Origin of the sequence: Brevibacterium sp. 50QC2O2 (assembly GCF_024580675.1) — a bacterium.
GTDB lineage: Bacteria > Actinomycetota > Actinomycetes > Actinomycetales > Brevibacteriaceae > Brevibacterium > Brevibacterium moorei.
In genome coordinates, this window is the sequence record NZ_JANIJZ010000026.1 from 1 (window position 1) to 19,499 (window position 19,499).

Here is a 19,499-nt window from a genome sequence, read left to right on the forward strand (position 1 = left end):
TCTGGCGCGGAAACCACCTGCTGTAACAGGTAGTTTCCGCGCCAGAGTGGTGTTTAGCGGATGCCGCGCCGCGAGCAGCCGTGCGCCGACCGCCGGGCCCGGGCCTCAGTTGATGCCGGGACCGGAGAGCTCGTCCTCCATGTGCCCGCCCTCGTGCACCTTCTTGTCGCGGGTGAACCAGGCGGCGAAGCACGTGATGATGACCGCGATGGCGATGGTGAAGCCGGAGAAGAATGCCGGCAGCAGCGGGATCAGGCCGAAGACGACCACGGCGCCCACCACCAGGGCGGCGATCGTCACGCGCAGGTTCTTCGTCGTCACGATCAGCTGGACCAGCACCCCGCCCAGGATGGACGGCAGGATGTAGTTCTGGGCGACCTTGGTGATCTCCGGCGGGACAATGGAGACGACCCAGGAGCCCAGGATGCCGACGAACACCAGCATGAAGGACACGTGGATCACCGCTGCACCGCAGATCGCAGCGGTCGCCGCGAACTGGGCCTTGCGGGTGCCCGGAGTCGCCTTGATGGTCGACTGGGCGACGATCGCAGCGGGCAGCAGCTTGTTCGAGATATTGCCGATCATGAACGCCTGGTACATGCCGGCCGGCCCCAGGATCGGGAAATAGGTGATGGGCTCGACGACCCAGAACACCCCGAAGGCGGCGGCCGCGGCCAGGAAGCCCGCGATGATCTGGCCCCAGGAGACGTCCACATCGGTGAAGAACAGGACGTGGAAGGGGATATAGGTTGCGATCAGGAAGCCCGTGAACAGGGTGATATTGCCCCACACGTTCGTGGTGCGGGTGAAGTTCCGGTCCAGTGCCGACTTCTGCGTTGCTGAAATGCTCATGGTTCTTCAGTCCTTTCAGGCTGTGGTGCTCAGGCCGTGGCGATGCCGGCGGCGATGAGGGCGGCCATGATGGAGAAGCCCAACGCCCATTCGCGCAGCCAGGCCACCTCGAACTTCTTGGCGATGAGCAGGCAGATCGACATCACGATCGCGGACACCACCACGGCCAGCACATGGACGCCGGACTTGGGCAGTTCCTGCATGGTCAGAGTGGCGAACGCGGCCAGCAGCGCGGCCGAGGGAATGATCGCCATGAGTGCCGGATTGACCTTGGCGACCTTGTCCGAACCCTTCGACAGGATCGGGGTGAGGATCATCGTGGCCAGCATCCAGCCGGCGCCCGAGAGGCTCATGGCGAACAGGGCGACGGTGAACACGTCGGCGTTCCAGCCGTCCCCGCCCAGCCCCGCGCCCATGGTGCCGGCGGCCGCGGTGGCCTCGGCGACCTCGGTCGCGGCGGAGCCGATCAGGCCGATGCGCACCAGCACCGGCGGTGTGCCGAACAGCGGCAGGATCGCGATCGAGACCAGCACGACGGCCAGCGACGGGCCGATCGCGGATACGGCTCCGGCGCGGAAGGCGGTATTGGCCTCCTTCTTGGTCATATCGGCGGCGGCGACATTGCGCCGCACGGCCGTCATGTAGATCGTGGATTGGACGATGATGACGGCGAACACGGCGATGGCCAGGACCCACAGGAAGGGCATATTGGCCAGCTGCAGAACGCCCGCGGTATCCGCGGATTGGGCAAGGGGCATGGAGAAGTCCTTTTGTGGAGTGGTGTGTGTCACCATTTCTACCATGAATGGGCGGTTTACGTGCTTGAAATCTGCCAGACGGACCATGGGTGTGGCACATTGGGATGAGATATAGGACACGTGACCGAAGCGGGGATTGAAATGGGGACGAAATGACGAGCAGCTCACCGAACCAGGCGAGCGAGGATGCGACCAGGTCGGACACGGCCATCGACTTCCTCTACCTGTCCGAGCCGGACATGATCCGCGCGGGCGTGACCGATATGCCGCGCTGCGTCGAGACCATGGAGGAGGTTCTGGCCCTGCTGCACACCGGCGACTACCGGATGGCGGGGGACAACAACGACTCCCACGGCGCGTTGGTGCTCTTCCCCGCGGAGTCCGAATTCCCCGACATGCCGCTGGCCACCCCGGACCGCCGCTTCATGGCGATGCCCGCCTACCTGGGCGGATCCTTCGGCCAGGCCGGGGTCAAATGGTACGGCTCGAACATCGCCAACCGGGACAAGGGCCTGCCGCGCTCCATCCATACCTTCACGCTCAACGACGCGGACACCGGTGCGCCCCTGGCCATCATGTCCGCGAACCTGCTGTCGGCCTACCGCACCGGGGCGATCCCCGGCGTGGGCGCCAAGTACTTCGCGCCCGAGGACGCGAAGGTGGTGGGCATCCAGGGGCCGGGCACCATGGCGAAGACCTCCCTGGCGGCATTCATGGCGGTGCGCCCCGGGATCGAGACGGTCAAGGTCCTGGGCCGGGGCCGCGCCAGCCTGGACGCCTTCACCGCCTGGGTCGGCCGGCACTTCCCACAGCTGCTCGTCGAGGAGGTCGACAGCCTCGAGGCCGTGGTCCGCGACAGCGATATCGTCACCTTCTGCGCCTCGGGCGTGCCGAACGATCCCGCCCAGTACCCCACCGTCGAACGGGCCTGGGTCAAGCCGGGGGCCTTCCTGTCCATGCCGGCGGCGGTCAATATCGATGCGGGGATGGAAGCGCCCGAGGTCCGCAAGGTCGTCGACAACTACGGACTCTACGAGGCCTGGGCGGATGAGAACCCCGCGCCCACCCACCGCTACATTCCGATCCTGGGCTGCCGCTTCACCGACCTGGTGGCCGAGGGCAAGCTGGCGCGGACCGATATCGAGGACATGGGCGCGGTCGTCACCGGTCAGGCACCGGGCCGGAAGTCCGCAGAGGAGATCGTGCTGTACTCGGTGGGCGGCATGCCCGTCGAGGACGTCGCCTGGGCCTCGGTGGTCTACCGCAATGCGATCGAACAGGGCATCGGCGTGCAGCTGAACCTGTGGGACACCCCGGAACTGGCCTGAGCACCAGCGCCCCAGCCCCGGTCCCAGCCCAAAGTTCCACTACTTGACGAAATGTCGAATTTCAGCCTGAAAGCGCGTTTTTTCGACAGTTCGTCAAGTAGTGGAACTCGAAGTAGGGAGTGGGCTCGGACTATTCGACCAGTTTGCCCTTGGGGGAGTCGTCCATGTCCTCGGCGGCCAGGCGGGCGATCTCCTCATCCGGCTCCGGCAGGGTCTCGAAGGTCACCCCGCCGTCCGGGGTCCAGATGAAGTTGCCCTTGAGTGCCGGATCCATCTCCGGGTAGTCCGAGCGGTTGTGGCAGCCACGGGTCTCGCGGCGCTCGATTGCGCACTCCAGGGTGGCGCGCGCGGCCAGCAGCGACCCCTTGAGGTCGAAGGCGTGGGCCAGATCGTCGAAGCCCGCGATGTCGGGATGTGCAGACACGTGCTTCTCGCGTTCGGCGATGTCGGCCAGTTTCGCCAGGCCCTCGCGCAGGCTGTCCTCGGAGCGGACCACGCCGGCGTGCTCGGTCATCAGATCGCGGATCTCGCGCTGCAGTTTGCGCGCGGACTCCGTGCCGGTCGACTCCAGCAGCGCGGACATCTCGGCCCTGGCCTCGTCCACGGCGGCCAGGTCGCGGGTCACGCTCAGATTGTTCAGCGCGTACTCCGCCGCGGCCTCACCGGTGATGCGTCCGTAGACCAGCAGTTCGATCAGCGAATTCCCGCCCAGTCGGTTCGCACCGTGCACCCCGGAGGAGGCCTCGCCGATCGCGTAGAGGCCGTCGACCCCGGTGGAGTGCTCCTCTGCGGTGACCCAGACGCCGCCCATCGAATAGTGCGCGGTGGGCGCGATCTCGATCTTGGTCGTCGTGATGTCGAGCATCTGCAGGTCGATCATCGTGCGGTAGACGCGCGGCAGCTTCTCCATGATGACCTCGCGCGGCAGGTGCGAGACGTCCAGGTAGACGCCGCCGTTCTCGGTCCCGCGGCCCTCGGCGATCTCCGTGTACCCGGCCAGGGCCACCCGGTCGCGGGTGGACAGCTCCATGCGCTCGGGGTCGTACTTGGACATATAGCGTTCGCCCAGTGCGTTCGTCAGAATCCCGCCCTCGCCGCGGGCGGCCTCGGAGACCAGGGTGCCGGCGGCGTCCTCGGGCTCCAGAATGCCCGAGGGATGGAACTGCACGAGCTCGGCGTCGCGGATCTTGCCGCCGGCCAGGGCCGCCAGGCGGAAGGAATCGCCGGTGTTCTCATCGCGGCGGCTCGAGGTGCGCCGCCAGATCCGGTTGTGGCCGCCGGCTGCCAGGATGACGGCATCGGCGTGGATCTGTACGGGGGTGCCGTCGACCACGTCGAAGCCGTAGGCGCCGAAGATCTTGCCATCGGCGGTCAGCAGCCGGGTGATGTAGACGGTGTCGATGATCGGCACATCGAGTTCGGCCGCGCGGTGCATCAGGGTGCGCTGGATCTCCAGGCCCGTGTAGTCCCCGGCGTAGCAGGTGCGGCGGTACTTGTGCGCCCCGAAGAAGCGCTGGCTGATCCGGCCGTCGGCCTCGCGGGCGAACGGCATGCCCCAGCGCTCCAGGTCCTCGATGCCGCGGGCGGCGTTCTTGGTGACGACCTCGACGATCCGCGGGTCGGCCAGGAAATAGGATTCGCGCAGGGTGTCGGCGGCGTGCTGCTGCCAGGAGTCCTCCGGGTCCATGGTGGCCAGGGCCGCGTTGATGCCGCCGGCCGCCAGGGTGGTGTGCGCATCGTGCTTGCGCCGCTTGCCGACGGCCAGCACCTGGATGCCGCGTTCGGCCAGTTCGATGGCTGCGCGCAGGCCCGCGCCACCGGTTCCGATGACCAGCACGCCGGTGGTCATGAGGCGCTCGCCGCCGGTGGCGGGGCCGTTGTGGTGGCTGGTGCGAGGGGCGCTGTGGGATGTGCTCTGTGAGGCTGCATTCGTCATAGGGGCAACCATAGTTAGGTTAGGCTGTATTCTGCCAATGATTTTTTTCTATGGAGTCCATTCGGGGGACGCATGAACATTTCCCATCTGCAGACGTTCCTGTCGATCGCCCGGCTGGGCAATTTCACCCGCGCGGCCGAGGAGCTCGTGACCACCCAGCCGACCATCACCCGGCAGGTGGCCGCGCTGGAGCGCGACCTGGGCGCCCCGCTGTTCGAGCGCGACCACGCCGGCGCCCGGCTGACCGCCGCCGGCGTCGAACTGCTGCCGATCGCCACCCGGATGATTGCGGACGCGGACACCGCGCGCCTGACGATCGCGGAACTGGCCGGGCTGAGCCGTGGCCGCGTGCGCCTGGGCGCCCCGCCCACCCTGTGCGTCTCCCTGGTCGCCGAGGTCCTGGCCGGCTTCCGCGCCCGCCACCCCGGGGTGGACCTGGAGATCATGGAAGCCGGTTCCCATGTTCTGTCCGAGCGGCTCGAATCGGGGGAGCTGGACCTGGCGCTCATCGTCACCCGGGAGGGCATGGGCGCCCGGGCCGGATCCGGGCCGTCCGGAGAGGGCGCCGCCCACACTTGGGTGGGGGCGGCCTCGGCGCAGGTGGAGCTGACCCCGCTGCTGCACGAGCGGCTGGTGGTCATCGGCCACCGCGCGCTGCCGGAGGAGTTGTCCCTGGCACAGGTGGCGGCCCTGCCCCAGGTCGCGTTCTCCCGCGGCTACGACCTGCGCCAGGCCACCGATGCGGCCTTCGCCGCGGCGGGCCTGGTGCCCCGGATCGCCGTCGAGGGCGCGGAGATGGACGCCGTGCTGCGCTTTGTGGCGCGCGGGCTGGGGATCGCGGTGGTGCCGGCGATGGTGGTCGCCGGCCACCCCGAACTGCACCACGCCAGGGTCGTCGAGCCGCCCCTGGAGCGCACCGTGAACCTGGGGGCGCGCGCCGGCGTGGGCGCGGGGTTCGCGGCGGCCGCGATGCGCGATTTCGTCCTCGCCGAGGTCGCGGCCCTGGCCGGCGCCGAGGCCCGGGTGGGCGGCATGGTCACCGTCCTGGCCGAGGCGCCGCTCAGCTTCGCCCCGTAGGCTGGGGGCATGAAGAACCTGTGGAGCATCATCGGCGCGATCCTGGCCCTTGTCATCGCCTGGTGGCTGGTGGGCGCGATCTTCTCGCTCATGCGCCTGGCCTTCAAGGGCGTGATCGTGGTGGGCGTGGCAGTGATCGTCTACTTCCTGATCCGCGCGCTGTTCACCTCGAACAAGCGGTAGGGCCCCGGTCGCCGGGCCTGCGACGGGAGGACCCGCGCGGGCCGAGCGGCGGGGAGTGCTGCGCGCACCCGCGTCTCACTGCCCGTGTTTGAGGGTCTCCTCCTGGGCGCCGCGGACGCTGTCGAACTGGATCGTCGTGTGTTCGATGGCCAGCGGGAAGTGCTCCTTGAGGCAGTCCTGGATCCGGGTGAGGATCTCCAGGGTGCTGCCGTCGTGGAAGCAGTGGTTGCGCAGCGTGACATGGGCGGACAGGACCGGCAGGGATGAGCCCACGCGCGTCAGGTGGACGTCGTGGACGGCCATCACCTGGTCGATCCCCTCGATGTGTTCGATGATTTCGCGCAGGTCGAGTTCGGGCGGGGCCTCTTCGACCAGGATGCCGTATACCCGGCGCAGCAGGGCCCAGGCACGGGGCACGATGACGATGGCGATGAGCAGGCCGGCCAGGGAATCCGCGTACTCCCAGCCGGTGGACCAGACGATGATGGCCGATATGATGACGGCCACCGATCCCAACCCGTCGGCCATCACCTCGAGGAAGGCCGCGCGCAGGTTGAGGCTGCCGTCCCTGGCGCCGAACAGCACCAGGGCGCTGACGATATTGGCCAGCAGGCCCACGATCCCCACCACGAGCACTCCCTGTGAGTGCACCTCGGCGGGGTGGAACAGGCGGGATATTCCCTCGTAGACGCCGTAGAGGCCCACCATCATGAGCAGGGTGGCCTGGGCGCCGGCGACGAGGACCTCGACCCTGGCCCAGCCCCAGGTGTGGGTGTCCGTGCGCGGACGGCGCACGATGTTCGCGGCGAACACCGCCATGCCCAGGCCGATCACATCGGCGGCCATGTGCCCGGCATCGGTCAGCAGGGCCAGGGAGCCGGAGACGAGTCCGGTGACCAGTTCGGCCAGGAAGACGAGCGCCGTGATGGAGAAGGCGATGAGCAGCCGGACGTGCGAGGCCGCGCCGCCGGGGCCGTGCGCGCCGCCGTGATCGTGGCCCAGCCCGCCGTGGCCGTGGTGGCCGGGTGCGCCGGTGCCGGCCCCGTCGTTTTCGGCGTGGGGATCGTGTTCGTGCATGCCGCCTCCCTTTCGAGCCGTGGAGCGGGATGTGGACCCGCGTGATATGCACGTATCAGTATGTAATTATATGTTCGCTGCCGAGGCCGGGTCTATGAGGCGCATCACTATTACAACGCTGCGCGCGGTTACAGCGCTGCGCGTGCTTTCTCTATCAGGTCCTCCCAGACCTTTCGCTTGTCCAGCAGGATCCGGTAGGGCCTGTCGGTGCCGCCCGACCCCTTGGCGCCGCCCGAGCCCTTGGCGCCACCCGAGCCGCTCGCGCCGTCGGTGCCGCCGGCATCCTGGTGGATGAGCAGTGCGTTGGCCACCAGGGGGATGAAGCCGAACGCCTTGGTCGTGGCGTGTTCGACCGCGGTGATCCGCTGCAGCGGGATCTCGACGACCGGGTTCGACTTCGCCTTGTAGACGTGTGGCGTGAAGTGCAGGCGCTGGTTCGTCAGCACCAGGTCGCCGGCGGAATGGTCGATCCCGCGCTGCACGTTCGCCCGGCCGGAGTGCAGGATCGTTTCGCCGGGGCGCAAGGTGAATGCTTCTTTGTCCATGGTGGCATCAAGCCTAACAAGCTCCTGGCCCGGCCATGCCCAATAGGGTAGGGTGACCTTAGTACTGTCGTCTGCGCCGTCTGGGCGCCACAAGGAGTTCCATGATCGAGGCCCCAGCCGCGGCCCATCCCAATGCCGCCGTGCGCGCCCTAGTGGACGGGCTGATGAGCCCGTACGACTTCCGCGCCCACCTGCGCGAGGTCGGCACCCCGCTGATCGACCCCGTCAAGGACCCGGACCCGGCGGCTCGCATCGCCGGGGGCCAAGCGCCGCTGGTCAATGTCACCTTCGTGCGCGATCTGGCGGTGCCGCACTCCGATATCCCGGCCAAGGTGCGCAGCCGCGCGGTGGACCCGGGGACCAGGGCGGCCTCGGGTCAGACCCAGACGACCGTGATGACCCTGATCGATCGCGCCCTGCCTGCCCGCAGCGTGTTCACCGACATCCCCGGCACCGAACTGCGGGTGCAGACCATCACGATGCCGGCGGACCTGCGATTCACCTATGCGCTCATCGACCTGGCCGATGACGGCAGCGCCTGGCTGGCCGACGATGTGTACAACAGGGTGGCCCAGATCGGCGATCCGAAGCTGGGCCGCCATATCGCCGAACTGCCACAGGCCCAGTCCTTCGAGCCCGTGGTCCGGCAGGCGCTGGAGCAGGTCCGCACGGATGTCGAGACCGGCGCACCGGTGGCCCCGCGCCTGGAGGAGATGACCTTCGACAGCCCAATCCTGGGCAATTCCCGGTCCGTCTGGGTCTCCCCACCGCCGCCGGAGTACGCGGGCCCCCATCCCTACCTGTTGCTGTTCGACGGAGTCCCCGATCATTCGGCACCGCGCCTGCGCGATGCGCTGTTGGCCGCGGAGCTGATCAGGCCGGTGACCATCGTGTTGGTCGACGAGGCCGGGCTGCGCGACAGCGAACTGACCGCCAACGACTCCTTCACCCGGGCCCTGGCGGAGGAACTGCTGCCGCTGTTGCGCGAGCGCTTCGATCTGTCGACCGACCCGGCCGATGCTGCGCTCAGTGGGAAGAGCCTGGGCGGCCTGTGTGCGGCCGTCACGGCCCTGGACCGCCCCGATCTGTTCGGCAACGCGATCATGCACTCGCCCTCGGCCTGGTATCAGCGTCAGGCGGAACTGCTGCCCGGCGTGCCGCGGGCCCAGCACGGCCAGGGCGCGGGGCAGGGCGAGCCCGAGCTGTTCCTGGTCGAACGGTTCCGGCGCGCCGGCACCGAGGCCGCGGCCGGCGCCCCGCGGGTGCGGGTCTACCAGGAGTGCGGGGACCTGGAACTGGGCCCGCCGCCGGCCCACGCCTGGCAGATCCTGGCCAACCGCTGGCTGCACCAGACCATCGTCGCCGCCGGGTTCGAGACCGAATACCACGAGTTCCGAGGTGGGCACGACGCCGCCTGGTGGGACGGGACCCGGGCCCGGACGCTGATCTGGGCTTTCGGGGTCTGAGGGGACGTCGCACAGTGTTCTATGGCGTGTCTCCGGCCGAGGAGATCCCGGACGACTTCGTGCGCGCGATGACCGAACGCGTGGCGGTGGGTGCGCTCATCGCCGAACGCGCCCGCTTCCTCATCATCGAACACCGCAGGGTACAGCCGCGGGCCCACGTCCGTGATCTGTTCCCCGAACTTTTCGCGGCCGCGCCCCCGGACTGGCATCGACACATCAGGGAGTTCCTCGAGGACTACGGCTGCGGGCTCGAACCGACCAGGACCGATGCCGGGCAGGCCGCGAGCTTCGCCCGGGCACGGGTCTGGCAGTCCTTCGAGACCTGCCGTGCCGGCTGCGATGCCTGCGTGTTCCGGCCGGATCCCGAACTCAACAGGGCCCGGCTGGAGCTGCGGCCGGCCGGTTTCACCGACCTGCGCACGGCCTTCCGCGATGCCGCGGTCAAGCGCCGTCCGTTGAGCAATCCGTGGGCCGACGCGCTCGACGCGATCGCCCACGGTCAGGCCAAGCGCGGGGAGGCGACGTTTGCCTGGGTGCGGGACTTCTCCCGGCACCTGCGTACCGCCTACCCCCAGGCCTCGGCCCCGGAACTGCGCACGCAGCGTGGCCGGGTACAGGCTGCCGGCGGGGCCAAATGGACTCCGGCCGGGCGGATCCTGGACCGGGTGGCCGAGGTCGTGCGCGAGAGCTCGGGCGATGTCCGGATCGCGGAGTACCGGCTGCGCGACCACCTCGACCCCCGCTGAACTCCCGCCGAGGCGGGTGCCTCAGCCCTGCTTGGCGACCTCTTCCTCGTGGTCGAGCAGCTTCTGGAGCTTCTCCTGGGTCCAGTCGGCCTTGAACTCGAGCGCCCCGCCGTTGAGCTTGCGCACGGATTCCTCGATCTCGGGCGAATGGTAGGCGTCGGTGATCTTCTTCCAGCGCTCATCGTCCTTGTTCTCGGCCTTGACGACGAAGGCGTTGATATAGGCGTCGCCCACGTGCGAGCCCAGATCCTCCTGGTAGATGATCTGATCGGAGGTCAGCCCGCCCTTCTGCGCTTGGGTGTTGTTCACGACCGCGGCATCCGCGCCGCCGGCCAGGGCGTTGACGGTCTGATTGGTGTCGACCGGCTTGATCTTCAGGCTGCTCGATTCGATCTGTGCAGGGGTGGACAGGGAATTACCGCCACCCTTGAGCTTGAGCAGGCCCGCCGCCTGCAGGTTCAGCAGGGCTCTGGCCTGGTTGGTGGGGTTGCTGGGCAGGGCGATCGTCGCGTCCTTGGGCAGCTGGTCCAGGTTGCTGTACTTCTTCGAGTACAACGGCAGCGGGTAGACCGCGGTCGCGCCCACCGGGACCAGGTCCCCGCCGTTCTTGACGTTGAACTGGGACAGGAAGGCGATGTGCTGGAACAGGTTGATGTCGACGTCGCCGTTCTGTGTGGCGTTGTTGATCTGCACCCCGTCGGTGAAGTTCTTCACCTCCAGGTCGATGCCCTCGTCCTTGAGCTTGGACTTGAGCAGCTGGAAGTACTCCTCCGAGCCCGAATCCGTGCCGATGACGACCTTCGAATCGTCATTGGCCTTCGCCGCGCCACCGCAGGCGCTCAATGCCAGGGCCAGGCCGGCGGCCACCGTGCCCAGGGCCAGGCGGGTGGGGGTCCGGTTCTTGCTGCGGGGCTTCGCCGGGGACGTCGTGTGGTTCTTGCGGATGCTCATAGCGGATCTCGTTTCGGTAGGTGCTTGGACGGCTGTTCTGGGACTGGACACTATGCCGATGCGGGGATAATTCGGACCGGGCTGTCATAAAAGTCAGGGTGGGGTGCCGGGCGTGACGAAGTGTTGCGCCAGGTGTTCGAAAATGACGTCCGATGACGCGCTGTGATCTCGTATATGACGGTGAAGGCCCAGGTCAGAGTGTTGATCTGCCTACGGTGTGGCCATGAACAGTGTCACTCGAGAACCCCATATCCGGTTCGTGGACGTGGAGAAGGTCTATCCGGCGCGCAAAGCCGCGAAGCAGCCAGAGGTGCGTGCAGTCGACGGCATCAGCCTCGACGTGCCGCGGGGATCGGTGCTGGGCATCGTCGGGTACTCCGGCGCGGGCAAGTCCAGCCTGGTCCGTCTCATCAACGCCCTTGAGCGGCCCACCGCCGGACAGGTGATCGTCGACGGGACGGACCTGACCACGCTCACGGAGAACCAGCTGGGTCCTGTGCGCTCGCGCATCGGCATGGTCTTCCAGCACTTCAACCTGTTCTCCTCGCGCACGGTGGCCGACAATGTCGCCTATCCGCTGCGCGTGGCGGGCGTGCCGAAGGCGAAGATCAAGGAGCGGGTGGCCGAACTGCTGCAGTTCGTGGGCCTGTCCGACCGTGCCAGGATGCGCCCCGGCCAGCTGTCCGGCGGGCAGAAACAGCGGGTGGGCATCGCCAGGGCACTGGCCAATCAGCCCGACATCCTGCTGGCAGACGAGGCGACCAGCGCCCTCGACCCTGACACCACGACCGAGGTTCTGGCCCTGCTGCGGGAGATCAACCGCCGCTTCGGCACCACGATCGTCGTCATCACCCACGAGATGGCGGTGGTGAAGGACCTGTGCACCGATGTGGCGATCCTGCAGGCCGGTCGGGTCGTGGAATCGGGCCCCACCTACCGGGTCTTCGCCGATCCACAGGCCGAGGTCACCAAGCGCTTCGTGTCCACGGCGATCCCCTCGGTGCCCACGGGGGAGTCGCTGCAGCGGCTGCGCGCGAACCACCGCGGCCGGCTGCTGGCCGTGCGGATCACCGACCGGCTGTCCTCGGACGCCACGGGCCGGCTGTTCCAGAAATACGACGTGGAGTACGGGCTGGTCTTCGGCGGGCTGACCGAGGTCAGCGATTCCACCGTGGGCACGCTCGTCTTCGAGCTGACCGGCGGGCCCGCGGACATCGAGGCCGCAGCCGTGGACATCGGTGCACACGCCCAGGTCGAATTCCTCGACGGGACAGATGCCGCCGGCGGGTCCGGGGCCGCCGGCGAGGCCGGGCCCGCACGCGCGACAGGGGCCCCGGCCACAGCCGAACCGAAGCCCGAGACGAACGGAGAGACACGATGAAAACCGACTGGTCACTGCTGAGCCCCGTGCTGCTGGAATCGCTGGGGCAGACCTTCATCATGGTGCTCGTGACGATCATCGCCTCGGGCATCGTCGGTCTGCTGATCGGAGCGGCCCTCTACGCCACCCGGCCCGGCAATCTGCTGGAACAGCCGGCGGTCTTCCAGATCCTGAACTTCCTGGTCAACATCATCCGCCCCATCCCCTTCATCATCTTCATCACCGCGGTGGGGCCGCTGACCATGCTGGTGGTCGGCACGACCATCGGCACCTCCGCGGCGATCGTGCCGATGGTGCTCATGGCCTCGGTGGTGATCGGCCGGGTGGTCGAACAGAACCTGGTGGCGGTGGACCCCGGGATCGTCGAGGCCGCGCGCGCCTGCGGGGCCGGCCGGTTGCGCACGCTGTTCGGCGTGGTGGTGCCCGAGGCCCTGGCCCCGCTGATCCTGGGCTACACCTTCATGCTCATCGCGGTGGTCGACATGTCCGCGATGGTGGGCGTTGTGGGTGGCGGCGGTATCGGTGACTTCGCGATCACCTACGGCTACCAGCAGTTCGATTGGCAGGTCACCCTGGTCACGGTGGTCATCATCATCGTGCTGGTCCAGCTGGCGCAGTTCGTGGGCAACAAACTGGCCAGCTGGGTGCTGCACCGGTAGGCGGCGCGGGGCCGCGAGTTGTGAGTCCGTCGTGGTCCCGGTTCTGAGTCGTGGTTTCCCGTGAGTCCGTCGTGGTTCCGGCTTGGGATCGTCGTTGTGAAGGGACGACTCCAAGCCGGAACCACGACCGACCCTGCAGACACCACGACCCACCCCTTGACCCTGACACTGTGACAGGGTTCAGTCTTAAGGCATGAACACCGAGGACATGCCGACCACGAGAGAACACGTGCGCAATCTGGCCGCGGGACTGGCAGCGCACAGCTCCAGCACCCGGTTGCAGGCGGCCCTGGCCGCAGGCAGCACCCCGGATCCCGGACTGCTGCCCGTGCTGGTGGAGCGCTGCGCGGTGGAACCGGACTTCTTCGTCCGCGACATGCTCACCTGGGCGATCACCCGGCTGCCCGCCGAGCTCACGGTGCCCGAGCTGCTGCGGATCCTCGCCGGCTATCGGGGGAACAGGCAGGGGACCAGGGCATCCGGTTCCGTGCAGGCCGTGGCCCAGGCGCTGCACACCCTGTCCAAGATCGGGGACATCCGTGGCTGGCCCGCCATCACCGACGCGATGTTCGCCGATCCCGACGACACCCTGGCCCGCACCGCCTGGCGGGCTGCGGCGAAGCTCGTCCCCGCCGGCGCCGAGGCCTCCCTGGCCCAGCGCCTGACGTCCCAGCTGGGCCGTGGCGGGCGGGAGACGTGGTTGAGTCTGGCGCGGGTCCACCTAGACCTGGGGGAGAGCGTTCGTTCTGTCCTGGAAGGGATCGTGTCGGCCGGCGGGGCCGCGGACGGAGCCGGCGGTCCGGTCGGCGGGCCCGCTGCTCGGGCCGCTGAGCACTCCCCGTGCAGATTCGCGGAGCAGCGGGTGGCCCATGCCATGGCGATCCTGCGGCTGTTCGACGATCCCGACGCCGCCTTCGCCCCCGACCTCGCCGAGGCCCGACGGGTGCGTGCCCTGAGCGGGTTCGAACCCGGCGTCGGATCCGGAGATGGGCACGAGGTCACGGCCGATCCGGACGTGACCGAACCCGGCGGGCAGCCGTGCTGATCGGACAACTGGCCCGTGCCTCGGGGGTGAGCGTGCGGATGCTGCGCCATTACGACCGCATGGGCCTGCTGCACCCGGGCCGGCGCACCTCGGCGGGTTACCGTGAGTACACGGAGGCCGATATCACCAGGCTCATGCACATCGAGGCGCTGCGCTCGCTGGGGCTGGGCCTGGCCGAGGTCGGCACCGCGTTGGACGACCCCGACTTCGATCCTGCCGCCGCGATCTCCGGGCTGCGCGATGATCTGCAGCGGCGGATCGAGGAGGCGGAGAGGCTGGTCGATCTTCTGGACGGCCTGTCGTCCACGCTGCGGGCATCGGACACGACGGGCGAGCTGCTGGCGGCACTGGAACTGGTGACGACCCTGCGCCACGGCACCTCCAGGGCCAGGCAGGACGCGGCTCTGCGGGTAGGCCCCGCGGCGGGGAACCCGCCCGATTCGGGCGTCGAACTGGTGCGGGCCTATCTGGATGAGCCCGATGACAATGCGGCCGGTGCTCTACTGTGGGCCGCGCGGCAGGAGTCGCTGGACGGTGCCGCGACGGCGCTGCTGGCCGCGACGGCGCTGCGGGGTGGTGAGGTCACAGGGACCGGATCGACCAGGGGTGCCGCCGGGCGGGGGAGGACCCGCCGCCTGCGCTCGCTGGTGGCTCTGGGGCAGACCGAATCGGCGGAATCGGCACAGCTTGCCCGCCGGACCCTGCGGGAGTGCCTGGCCGACGCCGATGCCAGGGTGGCCGCGCGGGCAGCGGTGATCCTGGGCGGGCTGGGCGATGGCGCAGCGGGTGAGGCGTTGCTCGACGCGATCGAACGTGGCATCGCCGATGTGGAGGCCGGCGAGGTCTTGGCCGGCTTGGCCGTGGCCGAACCCGGCCTGGTGGATCGGTTGGCCGGGCGGATCGAGGGTGCGAGCGCCAGGCCGGAGTCCCGTCTGCGCCTGGTGCAGGCCCTGGGCGAACTCCCCTGGGAGCTGTGCGCGGTCGAGGTTGACCGGCTGTGCTCGGACCCCGACGAGCGGGTCGCCCGGATCGCGCAATACCTGTGGAAGGTACATACCGGGGGCCCGGACCACCGGTCCTGACGGTGCTGTGCCGCCCGAACCCTAGTCAGGGTTGGACGTTGCGTGCGCCGTAGGAGAAGAGCCTGCCGCCGAAGAACAGCTCCGCGGCCAGGATGCCGATGAGGCTGACAATCGCCACGGCCGCAACTCCCCTCCGTATGCCCTTTGTGCTCCACCCCAACCGTCCGAATAGGCCCAGTGCAAGTAGCCCGACGATGTGTACGAAGATCAGTGGGACCCCGCCCATCAATTCTCCCGTGCCGGCCATTGTCGTTCCGGCGTCCAGGGCCTTGGACTGTTCGGACTGCTCCTCGAATTGGGCCAGGCCGTACCAGGTCCACGAGACGACCGTGACTGGAATGCCCACGATGGCCAGGCAGAAGAATATTGTGCGTGCGCGCCGGGCGGCATCGTTGCGCGGCTGTGCGGTGGACATGGGGGTAGCCTAGTCGCACTGACCGATCCCCATAGGACCTGCGCACGGTCGAGGTCGGCAGTGAGGCGAGGGACAGGCTGAAGCCGCAGGCGGCGGCGCAGCACCGCACCGTGGGCGAACAGCTGGAATATCTCGTGGCTCTCGCGGACAAGGGGGATGTGGTCTGGGTCGATCTGAATTCGGTGGTGGGGCGAGAACAGAGTGGTCGGCGCCCGGCTGAGGGCCGCCAGCCGCTCTTCAACACCTGGCCTCGTCCGCCCCCGCCGGGTGGGCCCGCACGCGGGTACCATGGACCTGCCGGGTAGATTGGGTGTGAACGCGAACACCATGATGCGGACACCGTCCCGACCTGGAGGAACAGATGGAACTCACGCCCGAACTCACCGAACAGCTGACAGCGTGGAGGCGTGACTTCCACAAGTACGCGGAGCCGGGGTGGACGGAGTTCCGCACTACCTCGAAGATCATCCACGTATTGCGCGCTTTGGGCTGGGACACGGTCTACGGTCCGGAACTGCACGTCGCCGATGAGCGCCTGGGCGTGCCCACCGCCGAGGTCCTGGCAGCGGCCCGCGAGCGCGCCGTGGCCCAGGGCGGGGACCCCGAACTGGTCGAGGCCATGGGCGATGGCTTCACCGGTGTGCTGGGCACTCTGAACACCGGTCGGCCCGGCCCGGTCGTGTGCTTCCGCGTGGACATCGACTCCAATGACCTCAACGAGAACCCCTCGAACGAGCACCGGCCCACCGCCGAGGGCTTCGCCTCGGTCAACGCCGGGGCCATGCACGGCTGTGGCCACGACGGGCACGCCGCGATCGGCCTGGGTCTGGCGACGGTGCTGACCGAGCACAAGGAGGAACTCACCGGCACGGTGAAGATCATCTTCCAGCCGGCCGAGGAGGGCGTGCGCGGATCGCATTCGATCGTCGCCAAGGGCTGGTTCGACGATGTCGACCTGTTCCTGGCCACCCACGTGGGCGCCGGCGAGGGTCTGGGCAATGTGTGCACGGGCGCGGACAAGTACCTGGCCAGCACGAAGTTCGACGTGGAGTTCTCCGGGGTCGGCGCGCATGCCGGCGGTGACCCGGAGAAGGGCAAGAACGCGTTGCTGGCGGCGGCCTCGGCCACGCTGAACCTGCACGCGATCCAGCGCCATTCCGCGGGTGCCAGCCGGATCAACGTCGGCACCTTCGTCGCGGGCGAGGGTCGCAATGTGGTCCCGCGCAAGGCCGTGCTCCGGGCGGAGTGCCGGGGCGCGTCCTCGGACATCAACGATTTCATGTTCGCCCGCGCGCAGGACGTCGTGGCCGGCGCCGCGCGGATGTACGACGTCGACTACGAACTGACGATCACGGGCAAGGCCGACACCGCACTGCCGACCCCGGAGCTGCTGCCGTACGTGCACGAGGCCTTCGCACACACCGCGGGGGTCAAGAACGTCAAGGACTCCGGCGGCGGCTCCGGTTCCGAGGACGCGACGGCGATGATGAAGCGCGTGGCCGAGCGCGGTGGCCTGGAGACCTATGTGCAGGTCGGGATGGACACCCCGTGGGGCCACCACACCGAGGACTTCGACGTGGACGAGGCCTGCCTGCCGATCGCGGTGGCAGCCGAGGCCGATATCGCCCTGGGTGCCGCGGCCTTCCTGAAGAGCATCGGGCGGTGATCCGATGCCCCGGGCGCGCGACATCGTGACCTTCGGTGACGATGCGCCGCCCGCGGGCGCCTCGCCGTGGGTGGTGGAGCCGGTAGTGGCACCCATCGCGGTGGACGAGTACGACCCCGTGTGGCCTGCACACTACGAAGCGCTGGCCGCGCGGATCGCCGGGGTCCTGGGCGCCCGGGTGCTGGCGCTGCAGCACGTGGGATCGACCTCGGTGCCGGGGCTGGCCGCCAAACCGGTGATCGACATGGACCTGATCGTGGCCGACCCTGCCGCGGAGGATGCGTGGCTGCCGGGGCTGGAGGCGGCCGGGTTCATCCTGACCGTGCGCGAACCCTGGTGGTACGAGCACCGGTGCCTGCGGTTCGAGCCGGGGGCGGCGGAGTCCTGTGCATCGGAGCCAGGCGGTTCGGATGCCAAGGCGATACGCGCGAATCTGCACGTCTTCGGCCCGGATTCCCCGGAGCCATGGCGGCACCGGATCTTCCGCGACCACCTGCGGCGCGAGCCTGCCGACCGGGACCTCTACGCGACGGCGAAGCGTGCCGCGGCTCGGACCTCGAACGCGGCCGGCGAGGTCGTCATGGAGTACAACGCGCGCAAGCAGGCTGTGCTGCGCGAGATCTACGCCAGGGCATTCGCCGCGGCGGGTTTGTGAACGGGACGCAACCGAGGACCGCCGGGGTTCAGCCGGATTTCAGAAATCTGTGAGGCATCGTACATAATGTAACGAGTCCCACTGATTGCTGAAGAAAGTTCGGTTATGCGACGTCTCCCCACAATGATCCTCTCCGCGGCCGTGGCCGTCGGCTTGACCGTCAGCCTCGGCGCGTGCAGCGGTGGCGGTTCGAACGAAGGCTCCGCCGCCGGCGACACCTTGGTCGCCGAAATGACCTTCGACCTCAAGACCATCGACCCGGCGCGGCAGTTCGAGCTCAGCGGTTCCCGGATTGAGGACGCGCTCTACCAGACCGCGCTGACCTTCCCCGACGGCGACCTCAAGAAGCCCACCGACGGCCTGTGCTCGTACACAATGTCCAAGGACAACAAGGTCCTCACGCTTAAGTTCAAGGAGAAGGACGCCAAGTTCTCCAATGGCGATCCGGTGACCGTCGACGACATCGTCTTCAGCTACCAGCGTCTGCAGGGCGTCAAGGGCAATCCTTCCTTCTACCTCGACGGGGTGACGGTCAAGAAGGTCGATGATGAGACGATCACGCTGACCAGCAAGGATCCGAACCCTGCCCTGCCCTACATCCTGCCGAACTCCAACCTGGGCGTGCTCAACGCCAAGGAGGTCAAGGCCAACGGCGGCACGACGGACGAGAAGGACAAGGCCGAACAGTTCCTGGACAACAACTCGCAGGGCTCCGGCCCCTACAAGGTTGAAAGCTACAACGCGGAGAGCAAGGTCGTGTTGGCGGCCAATGAGCACTACAACGGCCCGGCTCCCAAATACAAGCGAGTCGTCATCAACAACGTCTCCGCCGATACGCAGCTCAGCGACATCCAGTCCGGCCAGACCCAGGTCGCCTTCGACCTGGGTCCGGACCAGGTGAAGACCCTGGACCAGTCCAAGGCCCAGGTCGCATCCCTGCCGTCGACCAAGAGCATCTACATCTTCGCCAATGACAGTTCCAAGGTCAGCGATATCACCTCCAAGAAGGACTTCCGCGATGCGATGCGCTACGCGGTCGACTACGACAAGGTCGTGGGACTCGGCGGCGAGGGCGCGCAGCGCATGGCCAGCGTCGTCCCGAACGAATTCGTGGGCTCGGTGCCGAAGGACCAGGCGCCCAACCGGGATGTGGAAAAGGCGAAGGAACTGCTGAGCAAGGCCGGGTACAAGGGCGAGGAGATCCCCTTCCACTACAGCAGCGATCAGACCGTCAACGGGCTGAACCTGTCCCAGCTGGCTGAGTCCGTGCAGGCCCAGGTGAAGGAAGCTGGCATCAAACTGTCGCTCAAACCCGCACCCAGCGCCACCCAGCTCGACGGCTTCCGGTCCGGCAAGCAGCCCATGGGTATCAGCACCTGGGGCGCTGACTTCCCCGATCCGACGAACTACCTGGTGTTCACCCCGGGCCAGTCCGTGTCCGAACGCGCCGGCTGGGTCGGCGATGCCGATCCTGCCACCACGAAGCTGATCGACGCGGCGAACAAGACCGCAGGCGACGCCCGTGGTCCGGCCTACCAGAAGGCCTTCGAATCGGCGACTGCCAACGGCCCGTTCATTCCGCTGGTCCAGCCCGTGCAGACCGTGGTGATCGGCTCGTCGATCACCAAGTTCGTGTCCAACGCGGATGCGGACTTCGACTTCGCCAAGGCCGAATAG

Annotated in this window: 19 protein-coding genes; 12 read left to right on the plus strand and 7 right to left on the minus strand. The window is 68.0% G+C overall.

Annotation, left to right across the window (positions count from 1 at the left end; all coding sequences use genetic code 11):
- Positions 1-105 precede the first annotated feature (105 nt).
- Positions 106-852, minus strand: a complete 747-nt coding sequence (locus tag NQ038_RS14180) for a hypothetical protein (RefSeq protein ID WP_257059427.1) — start codon at positions 850-852, stop codon at positions 106-108.
- A gap of 29 nt (positions 853-881) precedes the next feature.
- Positions 882-1,610 carry a DUF5058 family protein gene (locus tag NQ038_RS14185; RefSeq protein WP_257059425.1) on the minus strand — a complete coding sequence of 243 codons (729 nt, stop codon included), beginning with the start codon at positions 1,608-1,610 and terminating at the stop codon, positions 882-884.
- A 152-nt stretch (positions 1,611-1,762) separates the two neighbouring features.
- On the opposite strand from NQ038_RS14185, the gene NQ038_RS14190 reads away from it, so the two are divergent.
- Complete coding sequence (locus NQ038_RS14190) at positions 1,763-2,938, plus strand: tyramine oxidase subunit B (protein ID WP_257059424.1); 1,176 nt, start codon at positions 1,763-1,765, stop codon at positions 2,936-2,938.
- 130 nt (positions 2,939-3,068) lie between these two features.
- Here the strand turns inward: NQ038_RS14190 and NQ038_RS14195 are convergent, their stop codons facing one another.
- The gene (locus NQ038_RS14195) at positions 3,069-4,787 is read right to left on the minus strand and encodes an FAD-dependent oxidoreductase (protein WP_257062881.1); all 1,719 of its coding nucleotides are present in this window, start codon (positions 4,785-4,787) and stop codon (positions 3,069-3,071) included.
- 159 nt (positions 4,788-4,946) lie between these two features.
- Between NQ038_RS14195 and NQ038_RS14200 the strand changes: the two genes are divergently transcribed.
- Together NQ038_RS14200 and NQ038_RS14205 are read left to right on the plus strand one after the other, a co-directional pair.
- The gene (locus tag NQ038_RS14200; RefSeq protein WP_257062867.1) at positions 4,947-5,951 is read left to right on the plus strand and encodes a LysR family transcriptional regulator; all 1,005 of its coding nucleotides are present in this window, start codon (positions 4,947-4,949) and stop codon (positions 5,949-5,951) included.
- A 9-nt stretch (positions 5,952-5,960) separates the two neighbouring features.
- Positions 5,961-6,134: a hypothetical protein gene (locus tag NQ038_RS14205; RefSeq protein ID WP_257049892.1), complete on the plus strand. Its 174-nt coding sequence runs from the start codon at positions 5,961-5,963 to the stop codon at positions 6,132-6,134.
- A gap of 75 nt (positions 6,135-6,209) precedes the next feature.
- On the opposite strand, the gene NQ038_RS14210 is transcribed toward NQ038_RS14205, so the two are convergent.
- Complete coding sequence (locus tag NQ038_RS14210) at positions 6,210-7,211, minus strand: cation diffusion facilitator family transporter (RefSeq protein WP_257062868.1); 1,002 nt, start codon at positions 7,209-7,211, stop codon at positions 6,210-6,212.
- Between the two features lie 128 nt (positions 7,212-7,339).
- Positions 7,340-7,756, minus strand: coding sequence for a GRAM domain-containing protein (locus tag NQ038_RS14215; RefSeq protein WP_257062869.1), 417 nt, complete (start codon positions 7,754-7,756; stop codon positions 7,340-7,342).
- Positions 7,757-7,857: 101 nt separating this feature from the next.
- Here NQ038_RS14215 and NQ038_RS14220 point away from each other — a divergent pair, with 101 nt between their 5' ends.
- The gene (locus NQ038_RS14220) at positions 7,858-9,222 is read left to right on the plus strand and encodes an esterase family protein (RefSeq protein WP_257062870.1); all 1,365 of its coding nucleotides are present in this window, start codon (positions 7,858-7,860) and stop codon (positions 9,220-9,222) included.
- Between the two features lie 26 nt (positions 9,223-9,248).
- Entirely contained in the window at positions 9,249-9,968 is a 720-nt protein-coding gene (locus NQ038_RS14225; protein WP_257062871.1) for a hypothetical protein, read from the plus strand.
- Between the two features lie 21 nt (positions 9,969-9,989).
- Here the strand turns inward: NQ038_RS14225 and NQ038_RS14230 are convergent, their stop codons facing one another.
- Positions 9,990-10,919 (minus strand): MetQ/NlpA family ABC transporter substrate-binding protein, encoded by a 930-nt coding sequence (locus NQ038_RS14230; RefSeq protein WP_257062872.1) that lies wholly within the window; start codon positions 10,917-10,919, stop codon positions 9,990-9,992.
- A gap of 223 nt (positions 10,920-11,142) precedes the next feature.
- Here NQ038_RS14230 and NQ038_RS14235 point away from each other — a divergent pair, with 223 nt between their 5' ends.
- The 4 genes from NQ038_RS14235 to NQ038_RS14250 all read left to right on the plus strand — a co-directional run bounded on the left by NQ038_RS14235 (position 11,143) and on the right by NQ038_RS14250 (position 15,086).
- Complete coding sequence (locus NQ038_RS14235; RefSeq protein ID WP_257062873.1) at positions 11,143-12,300, plus strand: methionine ABC transporter ATP-binding protein; 1,158 nt, start codon at positions 11,143-11,145, stop codon at positions 12,298-12,300.
- Complete coding sequence (locus tag NQ038_RS14240) at positions 12,297-12,959, plus strand: methionine ABC transporter permease (RefSeq protein WP_257062874.1); 663 nt, start codon at positions 12,297-12,299, stop codon at positions 12,957-12,959. The genes NQ038_RS14235 and NQ038_RS14240 overlap by 4 nt, the downstream gene beginning before the upstream one ends.
- Before the next feature lie 193 nt (positions 12,960-13,152).
- Positions 13,153-14,004 carry a HEAT repeat domain-containing protein gene (locus NQ038_RS14245; RefSeq protein WP_257048521.1) on the plus strand — a complete coding sequence of 284 codons (852 nt, stop codon included), beginning with the start codon at positions 13,153-13,155 and terminating at the stop codon, positions 14,002-14,004.
- Positions 13,998-15,086 carry a MerR family transcriptional regulator gene (locus tag NQ038_RS14250; protein WP_257048520.1) on the plus strand — a complete coding sequence of 363 codons (1,089 nt, stop codon included), beginning with the start codon at positions 13,998-14,000 and terminating at the stop codon, positions 15,084-15,086. The genes NQ038_RS14245 and NQ038_RS14250 overlap by 7 nt, the downstream gene beginning before the upstream one ends.
- Before the next feature lie 25 nt (positions 15,087-15,111).
- On the opposite strand, the gene NQ038_RS14255 is transcribed toward NQ038_RS14250, so the two are convergent.
- A complete protein-coding gene (locus NQ038_RS14255; RefSeq protein WP_257062875.1) occupies positions 15,112-15,501 on the minus strand; it encodes a hypothetical protein in 390 nt (129 codons plus the stop codon).
- Between the two features lie 361 nt (positions 15,502-15,862).
- Between NQ038_RS14255 and NQ038_RS14260 the strand changes: the two genes are divergently transcribed.
- The 3 genes from NQ038_RS14260 to NQ038_RS14270 all read left to right on the plus strand — a co-directional run bounded on the left by NQ038_RS14260 (position 15,863) and on the right by NQ038_RS14270 (position 19,499).
- Positions 15,863-17,167 carry an amidohydrolase gene (locus NQ038_RS14260; protein ID WP_257062876.1) on the plus strand — a complete coding sequence of 435 codons (1,305 nt, stop codon included), beginning with the start codon at positions 15,863-15,865 and terminating at the stop codon, positions 17,165-17,167.
- 4 nt (positions 17,168-17,171) lie between these two features.
- Positions 17,172-17,822, plus strand: a complete 651-nt coding sequence (locus tag NQ038_RS14265) for a GrpB family protein (RefSeq protein WP_257062877.1) — start codon at positions 17,172-17,174, stop codon at positions 17,820-17,822.
- A 105-nt stretch (positions 17,823-17,927) separates the two neighbouring features.
- A complete protein-coding gene (locus NQ038_RS14270) occupies positions 17,928-19,499 on the plus strand; it encodes an ABC transporter substrate-binding protein (protein ID WP_257059386.1) in 1,572 nt (523 codons plus the stop codon).